The 10,415-nt window shown below is 57.4% G+C and carries 9 protein-coding genes and 4 tRNA genes; 4 read left to right on the top strand and 9 right to left on the bottom strand.

Going from position 1 to position 10,415, the window contains the following annotated elements; translation table 11 throughout:
* Positions 1-191: 191 nt before the first annotated feature.
* The 7 genes from AB6729_RS16925 to AB6729_RS16895 all read right to left on the bottom strand — a co-directional run bounded on the left by AB6729_RS16925 (position 192) and on the right by AB6729_RS16895 (position 3,951).
* Positions 192-500, bottom strand: coding sequence for a hypothetical protein (locus AB6729_RS16925; RefSeq protein WP_371082834.1), 309 nt, complete (start codon positions 498-500; stop codon positions 192-194).
* Between the two features lie 32 nt (positions 501-532).
* Positions 533-607 (bottom strand) — tRNA-Gly (locus AB6729_RS16920).
* 90 nt (positions 608-697) lie between these two features.
* A tRNA-Thr gene (locus AB6729_RS16915) sits at positions 698-772 on the bottom strand.
* Between the two features lie 252 nt (positions 773-1,024).
* A tRNA-Tyr gene (locus AB6729_RS16910) sits at positions 1,025-1,111 on the bottom strand.
* 36 nt (positions 1,112-1,147) lie between these two features.
* Positions 1,148-1,223 (bottom strand) — tRNA-Thr (locus tag AB6729_RS16905).
* Positions 1,224-1,356: 133 nt separating this feature from the next.
* Positions 1,357-2,529 (bottom strand): acyltransferase family protein, encoded by a 1,173-nt coding sequence (locus tag AB6729_RS16900; protein ID WP_371082833.1) that lies wholly within the window; start codon positions 2,527-2,529, stop codon positions 1,357-1,359.
* Between the two features lie 66 nt (positions 2,530-2,595).
* Positions 2,596-3,951, bottom strand: a complete 1,356-nt coding sequence (locus AB6729_RS16895; RefSeq protein WP_371082832.1) for an FAD-binding protein — start codon at positions 3,949-3,951, stop codon at positions 2,596-2,598.
* Between the two features lie 135 nt (positions 3,952-4,086).
* On the opposite strand from AB6729_RS16895, the gene AB6729_RS16890 reads away from it, so the two are divergent.
* On the top strand, positions 4,087-4,929 hold the full coding sequence (locus tag AB6729_RS16890) for a hypothetical protein (RefSeq protein WP_371082831.1): 843 nt from the start codon (positions 4,087-4,089) through the stop codon (positions 4,927-4,929).
* Between the two features lie 25 nt (positions 4,930-4,954).
* Here AB6729_RS16890 and AB6729_RS16885 read toward each other — a convergent pair whose 3' ends face one another.
* Positions 4,955-6,328: an Ig-like domain repeat protein gene (locus AB6729_RS16885; protein ID WP_371082830.1), complete on the bottom strand. Its 1,374-nt coding sequence runs from the start codon at positions 6,326-6,328 to the stop codon at positions 4,955-4,957.
* A gap of 262 nt (positions 6,329-6,590) precedes the next feature.
* Between AB6729_RS16885 and AB6729_RS16880 the strand changes: the two genes are divergently transcribed.
* Complete coding sequence (locus AB6729_RS16880) at positions 6,591-7,712, top strand: acyltransferase family protein (protein WP_371082829.1); 1,122 nt, start codon at positions 6,591-6,593, stop codon at positions 7,710-7,712.
* Here AB6729_RS16880 and AB6729_RS16875 read toward each other — a convergent pair.
* Positions 7,709-8,329, bottom strand: a complete 621-nt coding sequence (locus AB6729_RS16875) for a TetR/AcrR family transcriptional regulator (protein WP_371082828.1) — start codon at positions 8,327-8,329, stop codon at positions 7,709-7,711. The genes AB6729_RS16880 and AB6729_RS16875 overlap by 4 nt on opposite strands.
* A gap of 66 nt (positions 8,330-8,395) precedes the next feature.
* Here AB6729_RS16875 and AB6729_RS16870 point away from each other — a divergent pair, with 66 nt between their 5' ends.
* Both AB6729_RS16870 and AB6729_RS16865 read left to right on the top strand, forming a co-directional pair.
* The gene (locus AB6729_RS16870; protein WP_371082827.1) at positions 8,396-8,968 is read left to right on the top strand and encodes an isochorismatase family protein; all 573 of its coding nucleotides are present in this window, start codon (positions 8,396-8,398) and stop codon (positions 8,966-8,968) included.
* Entirely contained in the window at positions 8,952-10,346 is a 1,395-nt protein-coding gene (locus AB6729_RS16865) for a DHA2 family efflux MFS transporter permease subunit (RefSeq protein WP_371082826.1), read from the top strand. The genes AB6729_RS16870 and AB6729_RS16865 overlap by 17 nt, the downstream gene beginning before the upstream one ends.
* The last annotated feature ends 69 nt before the right edge of the window (positions 10,347-10,415 follow it).

Genomic DNA, 10,415 nt, shown 5'->3' with positions numbered 1-10,415 from the left:
AATATGACCAATCGTCCCAACGTTTACATGCGGCTTACTACGATCAAATTTTTCCTTCGCCATTGCTCTCTTGCTCCTGAGTTGTAAGCCGTTTGCCAGGCGGCTCCAAAGATGGTTTCAGAACGTGGTGCGGGCTGCCGCACGGTGCGGCTCCAAGCCCAGGGAAACTTTTACGGGGAGGTCGGCTGGCCTCAGTAGTAGGCGTAGACCTTCAGGTATTTCTGGCGCAGGGTCGGGTCCACCTTCTCCAGCGTGGAGAGGTAATGCTCGCGGATCATGCCCTGATCGCCGTCGTTCAGGCTTTTGTAAGCCTGTTCGGCGCTGGGTCCCAGCTTGCCAGCCTGCGCGACTGCTTCAAACTCGCGGATGCGGAGCTTCGAGCGGTCCAGCGACTTGAGGAAGTCCGACACCTTGGCCGAAGAGAAAGAGTTGTCGATGGCCGATTTGACGGCGTCGAATGCCTGCTGGTTCTCGACTGCGATGGTTGCTTGCTCGTACATGCCGTGTCCTGGAGACTCCTACCTTGAAACTCTGGAGCGGGAGACGGGGATCGAACCCGCGACCAACAGCTTGGAAGGCTGTGACTCTACCACTGAGTTACTCCCGCGCCTTAAAGCTGTTAGCTCTTAGCCGTTAGCTTCTAGCTAACTTGTTGCCAGCTAAAAGCTAATAGCCAATAGCTAATAGCTTGAAACTATGGAGCTGATGGAGGGGATTGAACCCTCGACCTCTCCCTTACCAAGGGAGTGCTCTGCCACTGAGCTACATCAGCCCTGCTTCGTTGAAGGCCGTTGGTTGCGCCCTCTTCGAACTGCGCTTTGCCTGCCCAAGAGCACACGAAACGCGAAAAACCCTAATAACACCCACGCAAGGCTCCGGTATTTTCCGGGTTCCATGGTGAGCCCGATTCCAATGGCGGCGATTGCGATCACCCCAAGCGCGACGTACATTCGCTGCTGTGATCCAGGTCCGTCCATCTTCATCTTCCGAGGTTCTCATACCTCCGAGAACCCCTTAAATCTTATGGTGCACAGGGAAGGATTCGAACCTTCGTAACGCGTTGCGTGGCAGATTTACAGTCTGCTGCCATTAACCACTCGGCCACCTGTGCACTTCAGCCTGTTGTGTTGCCTGGGAATCGGGATGCTGGAGCTGACGAAGGGATTTGAACCCCCGACCCTCTGATTACAAATCAGATGCTCTACCGGCTGAGCTACGCCAGCCCATCTCTGCCGCCAGCCCACTCGAAGTGCACCGGCCCAAAACAAACGCACGCACAACAAACAACGCTGCCATGACGTGCGCAGCGCTGTCTTTGACTTTAGCACAAATTCCGGGGGCGTGTGCCGGTGGAATTCAGGCCTGAAGCGGCTGCGGCTGGGGGCGTTCCCGAAGCCATTTCATCAGCTTGTGAGGCCAGTGCGGGTCCATGCACGGACGTTCGATCAAAACAAAGAAGATGACTGCGATGAACAGGATCAACGGGATGATGGTGAGCAGCGCGACCGCATAGAGAACCCAGAAATCGGGGTGAAGGCCGAGACGGTCACGGCCCCAGACGAGTGCCGCCATCCCACCCTGCAATGTCAGGGAATGGGTGAGATAGATGCTGTAACACATGCCACCCGTAATGGAGACTACCGGCAGCCGAAGGAACGGGCGGAGCAGGCGGCCACGGAACGCCGCCAGAAATACGATCACGATGATAGGGGCAAGCAGGAATCGCGCAAACTGGTCCGGCACAAGAAAGAATGCAATGAGACTCGGAAACGCGAGCAGATCCCAGACGAACGTCTCCGGGATGCGTTCCATGCTGGTGACATAAATATCGGCCATCAACATGCCGGCGATGAAGTATTGGGAGAAGTAGAGGATCGACAGACGCGCCGCACCGTGAAGTTCTTCTCCCGCGAAGTACCACGAAGCGAAGCAGCCTCCTACAAGGAGCGCAAGACTGACAAGCCAGCGCACGCTGTCCGTTCCGCGATACAGGACCCATGCAATTGCCGGCGCGAGCAGATAGAACTGGACTTCCACCGCGAGCGACCAGGATGGAGGGTGGATGGCAGGAGTAGCGCCATAGATGATCCAGTCCGCGTAGAAGATGGAGACGGCAAGATGGCTGATGCCGCTCATCAATGGGATGTGTTTGGCTGCCATCGCTAATGGCATACGCAGAAACAGGTTGGCGAGATAGGGCGGCTCCAGTCGCGTCACACGCCGCATCAGATATGGCTTTAATGCAACGCGGTCGTGTCCGGCGAGATGGTGGCGGGCGAACGGCAGTCCCAGAACCATGCCGCTGATTGCGAAAAAGAATGGAACGCCGCGAGCTCCGTGATGAATCGCGGTGAAGAGCGGTGTGAACAAAACGCCCTGGGTGATGGGAGCTCCTGTAAAACGTGTGAGCTCGGAGATGTGGAAGATCACCACATATGCGATCGCAATAAAACGCAGGCCGTCAATCTCCGGAATATAGAGACGACTCGACGTGACTCGACGAAGCGAATTCAGAGTAAGTGGGCGCAAGTGATTGTGTGTCTGTGGCCTACGTTACCATAATCACTTTTCGCTACTGGTGTGTGTGTGAATGAGCTAGCCGAAGATATTCCTCTCCAGATAGGCGTTGCGGAATTTTCCGGTGGGGTCCATCTCCCTGGCGAAGGCGCGGAAGTGGTCGAGTTCCGCGTATTGCCTGTGGAGGTAGGCGGGGTCGATGGTGAAGACCTTGCCCCAGTGCGGTCGCGCGCCGAAGGGTTCCAGCGCTTTCTGGATGTCGGGCAGCACGTTCAGGACAGCTTCCGGTTCCGGCTTCCATGTGAAGTGGATGGCGAGCGAGTCGCGCTGGTAGGCCATGCTCATGGGCAGGTCGTCTGCCGCGATGGAGCGGAGTTCCGTGATGAAGAGGTGCGGCGTAATGCGGTCGCGCAGCTTTTCTACGGCGCGGATGGCTTGGTAGCCGTCACTGCGGGCGACGAAGAATTCAGTTTGAATTTCTTCGCCGCTGGAGGGCGTGAACTCCATCTTGAAGTGTGGCAGGCGGAGGTACCACGGGCCGATGGTGCCCATCTGTTCGGTGCAGGCGTCGGCGGGATGGTCGTCGATAGGGTGCATTTTGCGTTTTTGCAGCGTGGCCCCGTAGAACATGGGCGGCATCTGTTTTTGTGCCGTCGCCTTGTCCTTGATCCAGACCTGGTTCACGCGGTTCTTCTGCCAGTCGGTGAAGAGTGAGACAGAGTAGCCGGAGGCCATGATGGTTTCCAGGTTGTGCTCGAGTTGATCGAACGACAGGTTCTGGTAGACGACCTGCGACATGTCGTAGCGCGGCAGGATATCGAGCGTGACCTTTGTGACGACGCCGATGGCTCCGAGGTGGACGACGGCGTTGCGGAAGCGGTCGCCATCGTGGTCGCGGGAGAGGTGCAGGACAGTGCCGTCGGCCTTGACGATTTCGAGTGCGCGGACGGCGGCGGAGAGGTTCTTGTTATTCACGCCGGAGCCGTGGGTTGCCGTGGCGATGGTGCCGCCGACGGAGATGTGCGGCAGCGAGGCGAGGTTGGCGAGTGCAAATCCGGCTTTGTCCAGCGTCGGTGCGAGTTCGCCATACGCAATGCCCGCGCCGACGGTGACGGTCTTTGCTGCCGCGTCGATGAAGATGCCTTTCACTTCGCGCATGGAAATCTGCGCGGCGGTGGAGTCGGCGATGTTGTTGAAACAGTGGCGCGAGCCGAGGCCTTTGAGCTTTGCGTTGGCCTTGACGATCTCCGGCACCTGCGCGGCGTCGGTGGGCGCATAGACGTGGTTGGTGCTGTAATGCAGGTTCCTGGCCCAGTTGGTGCGCGGTACGGCAGCGTGATCGTTCATGGAACTCCCCTGTCCCATCATCCACCGTGTGGTGCCAGTTGTGGCAAGCGCCAGGGCTCCGGTCTGCAGCAGTTCGCGTCGATTCATACTCAATGCTCCTTCGCGAAAACTGTATACACGCGTTCTTCGGCTTCCGTCGAATTGAAATGGCAGTAGTACGCGAATGGTGGGGCGAATCGTCTATATCTGTGTCATTCTGCTTTGCGGAGCCCTTTCATTCCGATGCGTCGTTTCCTTGTTTCCGCTTTGTTTGTCGTTACTCCTCTTCTGCATGCGCAGGGTGGTGTTGAGGGGCCGTTGCCGCAGTTGTCCGATAGCGGAAAAACTGCGGCGAAGCAGCATGGCTCCGTGTTGAACAACGATGCCATTGTGAAGATGAGCAAGGCGGGGCTGGACGACAGCATCCTGTTGCAAACGGTGCGTTCACAGCCGGGCGAGTACAGGACGGGGCCGGATGACCTGATTGCTCTGAAGGAAGCGGGTGTGTCGCAGGCAGTGATTACGGCGATGCTGGCGAAGAACAGCGGGCTGGAGATGCATCCTGTTGTGCCGGTGGAGGTGACTCCGCTGTCAGTGAATTCCGATGATCCGGGTTTGTATTTCAAGAACGTGCAGGGGCAGTGGGAAGCGGTTGGGCCGGAACTGGTGAAGTATCGCGATGGTGGCGCGCTGAAAAGTCTGGCGACGAACAACATCATCAAGAAAGATGAAAACGGCGTGGTGAGCGGGCCGAAGTCGCACCTGAAGATTTCACCCGGCACGGAGATGATGATTCTTGCACCGGGTACGCAGGTGGATGCGGTGGAGTATGTGATCCTGCGCTTTCATGAGAAGAGTGATCGCCGTGAGTTTCGCGTGAAGACAGGAAATGTCTTCCATTCAGAAACAGGCGCGGACCGCGATGCGCTGGATATTCCCATTCACAAGATAAGTTCGCGGCTGTTTGGATTCACTGTACCGCGTGATCTGCAGAAGGGTGAGTATGGCGTGCTTGCTCCCGGTTCTGCGGGCGCTCCGGGGATTGCGCATGCCGGAAAGATTTATACCTTCTCTATTTCGGAGTAAGTGCTTTGCCTCATCTACCTTCCACTTAGCTAAGTGGAAGGTAGATGCTGAATGCGGCTGCGTAGCCTGCGCTGGCGGAACCGCTGAGACTTAGTAACGTGGTGCCGCCTTCGGAGTTGTAGATAGAATCGCCCGCGTTGGTTACAGAATTCTTGCCTTCACTGCTGTAAGGGGAGGCAGTGGTGTCCAGACTGTCAATAAATGTCTGGTCGAAGAATAGTTGCGCGGTGTTTGTGCTGCCGTCAGACGATGTGTCGTATGTGGACCGCAGACGCATGTGAATGTGTGTGGTTCGGCCGGTGTACCAGCCGGGAACGATGGTGACGAACTTTACCATGCCGGTGCTGTCTGAGAGTTGATAGCCGCGCAGCCAGCTCTGGCTGGTGTAATCGACGCCGTTGCCGTTTGTGGAACTCTTGATACCCGAGTAAACGCCCGCAGCATTACAGTGCCATATATCCACCTGGACATTCTGCATGGCTGCGCAGCTATTCTTGCGGTCGTAGATATAAAGCGTCAGGGTAAAAGGCACACCTGTTTGTGTGTTTGTCCCGCCAATGTCGGACGTGATAGTCGAGCGGTTATAGCCAGAGGCACTATCGTCCGTCCAGTAAGGGCCTTCTGTCACCGCGGGGATTGTTGTTCCGCAGGACGTGCTGCTGGCCGTTACGGACACTGACACAACCCCTGACGTGCTGGAAGCATAGGTGCTGTCTCCTGCATAGGTTGCTTTGAGCGAAGCCGTCTGGGCGGTGCTGAAGGTGACGGTTAATGTTGCAATGCCGCTAGACAGCGTGCCTGTGCCGAGCGAGGTGGTGCCGTTGTAGAACGTAACGGTCCCAGTGGCGGCTGATGGTGTTACCTGCGCGGTGAGGATGATGGAGCTACCTACAGTGGTTGCCGTGGTAGAGACACTAAGTGCTGTGCTGGTTGCGGTGGTGCCTTGCTGCGTTGTAATGGTAATAGTAAGTGCGCTGGAAGTGCTGCCGGAGTAAGTGCCGTCGCCGGAATAAACGGCAGTGACGGATGCTGTTTGTGCGCTTGAAAAGGTAGTGGTGAGTGTTGCCGTACCAGAGCTTAGCGTCGCGCTTCCGAGGACTGTGGTCCCACTGTAGAACGTGACGGTTCCAGTGGCGGCAGAGGGTGCAACCATTGCGGTAAGTGTGATGGAAGTACCGACCGTGGCCGAGGTGGCAGATGCGGCCAGTGAGAGCGTGGTGCTGGTTGCGGAAGAGGTGGTGGTGGCGCTGTTTCCGCAACCTGTAACGGCGCTTCCGACTGCACCCATGCTGAGAATCTTCAGCGCTGCACGCCGATCAAGAGGGGGACACCAATCTTTTTCATCCGGTTCGTGGTTTTTATCGACCACCAGTCTCATCAGCAATGAGTTTGGTTTCATGTAATCTCTCCGTCGAAGTTGCGCTCGGGGCGATATGAGCGAAGGCGATAACTTAGGTCTCCGGATAAACCAAGTCGGCCAGTGCCAATGCGTCTCCTGCACTTTATGGGACGGCGAGTATTGTCTGCGGCTTACATGCCGCACAGTATCTATATCTGTGCATACCACTGGCACTACATCGCGAAACCCAGAATGTTACCGGCTGATTCACACGAAGATGCGATAGTCTGAATTCGCTCTCGCTCCGCGACCCACTCACACCATGACGAAGCACATCAGCCGTTTGCATGGCCTCGATACCTTGCGTGCCTTCGCCGTTCTGGCGGTGGTCTTCTACCACCTGACGATCTTTGGTGAGTTACCCATGCAACTCATCACAGTTACCTGGCACGGCTGGATGGGCGTCGATCTCTTCTTTGTGCTGAGCGGTTACCTCATTGGCAGGCAGTTACTAAAGCCGTATCTGCGCGAGCACAAGCCATCGCTCAAAGAGTTCTATCTGCGCCGGGCCTTTCGCATCCTGCCTGCGTATCTTACGGTTGTTGCGCTGTATTTTCTGGTGCCTGCATGGCGAGACTTTCCTGCGCTGCCGCCGCTTTGGAAGTTTCTTACCTTTACCCAGAACTTTGGCTTTACGTTCGCGACGCGTGCCTTTTCACATGCATGGTCACTCTGCGTGGAAGAGCACTTTTACCTTGTGCTGCCATTGCTTGTGCTGGTGATGATGAAGAAGCCTTCGCTGCGCCGCACCGTAGCGCTTATCGCAGCGGTGGTACTTGGTGGCATTGTGCTGCGCTGGTGGCTAGTGCTGCGTTATCCGGAAGAAATTTATCAGCGGGTGTATTACCCAACCTATACGCGGCTTGATGGTTTGCTGGTGGGCGTTATGCTTGCGCTGGTCGAAATCTTCCGTCCGCTGTGGTGGAAGCGACTTACGGAACGTGGTCACGCGCTGTTCTTTGCAGGACTGTTGTGTGTGGCTAGCGTTATCTGGCTCTTCCGCAATCAGGACATGGGCAACAGTGAAGGTCCGGCGAAGTGGGGCATGATCGTTGGTTTTCCGTTGCTTGCTTTTGGTTTGGGAATGATTACCGTATCGGCCATGAGCGTGAATGGATGGCTTGCTTGCGTGCGTGTTCCGGGCGCGGAGACTGTGGCTGCACTTGCTTTCAGTCTCTACCTGACGCATAAGCCAGTTGCGCATTATGTAATGGAGCGCTTTCCGGAGATTGCGAAGCCGCATGGGCCTGCGTCATGGCTGCTTTATACGGTGTCATGCTTTGGTGTTGCGATTGTTCTGCATGTTGCGGTGGAACGAAGCTTTATGAAACTGCGCGACAGCACGCTGACGGAGAATGCAATGCGGGTTGATCCGGCGCTTTAACTGCGCTTTTCGGCGAAGACGCTTTTCAGGTAGAGCGAGAGGACGTTCTTGAATTCCGTAACGACGCGTGGCTTGTCTGCGGCGTTGCTGTCGGCGTAGAGCGTGACCATGCCCTTGGTGATCTGCAGCACGGTGTTGGCGCAGAGATAGGCGCGTGTGTCTTCGAGTTGCGGAGCGCACCGCTGCAACGCTTTTTGCAGTACGACGCGAAAGGCGTGGCGGGTGGCGGGGTCGCGGCGAAAGCGCACGGGTGCTGCCTGCAGTTGCAGGTAGGCCGGCTGGGCCGCGATGAATTCAAGAAAACTGTCGAGGAAACGTTCTGCGAATTTCTTTGCGGAAGCGCCGTCGAGTTGTTCAAACGCTGGTGTCCAGTAAGCGGCCAGTGCGTCCACGTATTGCGAGGCCAACGCGCGTGCCAGCGCGACTTTATCGGGGAAGTAGCTGTAGAGCGCACCGATAGAAGAACCGGCGCGTTCTGCTATCGCGGTCATGGTTGTGCCTTCGTATCCCTGTTCTACGAAGAGGGCCTCGGCAGCGCCAAGAAACGCCTCTACGCGCTTTGTGGCGCGATCCTGGCGGGGTGCGCGGCGTACCGGGATTGACGAAGTTGAGGACACCCTCATATTCTAGCAATAGTGAAATGTGAGGGCATCCTCATATTTTGTGAACAGGAGATGACACGCATGGCGGATAAGGCACTTTCACTGGAAGCGAAGAAGACGGCGCTGGTTCTCATTGATTTGCAGCACGCGATTGTGGGGCGGGATGTGCAGCCCTATGCGGCGAAGGATGTGATTGCGCGTTCGCGGCGTATGGCGGAGGCGCTGCGGACGAAGGGCGGGACGGTGGTGTATGTGCATGTGAAGCTGCAGGATTTTATGCGGCCGCCGGCGGATGAACCGACGCAGCTTCCGAAGGAGATCCCAGCGATGGCCAGCGAGATTGTGCCGGAGGCCGGGAAGCAGGAGGGTGACCTGGTGATTGCGAAGCGGCACTGGGGCGCATTTGCACAGACGAATCTTGAGGCGGAGTTGCGCGCGCGTGGCGTGGAGACGATTGTGCTGGCGGGCATTGCAACGAACATCGGCGTGGAGTCGACGTTCCGGCAGGGAACCGGCCTGGGGTTTGCGTTTGTGGTGGTGGAGGATGCGTGCGCCACGTTCAGCCAGGAGATGCAGGACTTTGCGTTTAAGAACATCTTCCCGCGTGCGGGGCTGGTGCGTTTGACGGATGAGGTGGTTGCAGCACTTGCCTAGCGTGGAGACAGAACGTGCGCACACGGCGTTGATCTGGAAGGTGGGAGCGGTCGCCGTTATGGGATCGTTCCTGTCGCAGATGGATGCGACGGTGGTGAATGTATCGCTGCCTACGCTGGTGCGGGACCTGCACAGCAATCTTTCCGTGATGCAGTGGGTGACCAGCGGCTATTTGTTGGCGCTGGCATTCATGCTGCCGCTGAATGGATGGCTGGTGGACCGCATGGGCGCACGGCGGTTGTACATGGTGTGCCTGACGACGTTTACGGTGTCGTCGGCGCTGTGTGCCGCTGCGTCTTCCGCGGAGATGCTGGTGGCGTTTCGCGTGCTGCAGGGATTGAGCGGTGGGCTGCTGGCGCCGATGGCGCAGTTGATGATGGCGCGCGTGGCGGGCAAGGATATGGCGCGTGTAATGGGGTATGCGACGCTGCCGATCTTGTTGGGGCCACTGGTGGGGCCGGTGATTGCAGGCGCGATTCTGCAACATGCTTCGTGGCACTGGTTGTTCCTGGTGAATGTGCCGGTGGGTGTTGTGGCGGTGTTGTGCGCGATGTTTCTGCTGCCGAATGATGAGGCGGAACGTAATCCGCGTTCGCTGGATTTGAAGGGACTGGCGATTCTTTCGCCGGGTATGGTGCTGTTCCTCTATGGCGCGGACCATGTGCGGGAACGCATGGGGCTGGCGCTGCTGCTGGTGGCGGCGTTGTGTTTCGTGTTGTTTGTGCGTCATGCGCGGTCTCGTGGAGACGATGCGCTGGTGGATCTGAAGTTGTTTCACGGAACGTTTCGTGTGGCTGCGGTGACGCAGTTTCTGTCGAACGGCGCGGTGTATTCGTTTCAGTTGTTGCTGCCGTATCTGCTGGTGCGACAGATGGGGATGTCGCCTGCGAAGGTGGGATGGTTGTTGATACCGCTGGGCGTGGGGATGCTGCTGGTATATCCGTCGAACGGATGGTTGCAGGAGCGATTCGGGATTCGCAGGCTGGCTGTGGCTGGGGCAGCGGTTGTTGCATTGACGACGGTCCCGTTTGTGCTGATGTCGATACGTGGTTTGACTCTTCCTGTGCTGGTGATTGCGTTGTTTCTGCGAGGCATGGGACAGGGCGCGATTGGATTGCCTTCGATTACGGCGGCGTATCTTTCGGTGCCGCGCAGAGAGTTGCCGATGGCGACGACTTCCATGAACATCGTGCAGCGATTGGGCGGGCCGACGTTGACGACGTTGTGTGCGACGCTGCTGGCGTGGGGGATGGAGCAGGGAACGCAGCCTGTGGCGTTCGCCTGGGTGTTTGGATTTCTTTGCGTGATGAATGTGGCGGTGGTGATGGCCACGTTGCGCCTGCCGTTGCGTGCGTCGCATCAGGCTGCGACGGTATAGGCGGTCTTCTTCTCGTTGTTATCTCGCCTTCGACGAGATAACAACGAGAAGAGTTAAAAGAAGCGATAA

The organism is Terriglobus sp. RCC_193 (genome assembly GCF_041355105.1).
Lineage (GTDB): Bacteria > Acidobacteriota > Terriglobia > Terriglobales > Acidobacteriaceae > Terriglobus.
The sequence above is the reverse complement of the archived record's forward strand: the minus strand, read 5'-3'. Positions and strand labels throughout refer to the sequence as shown.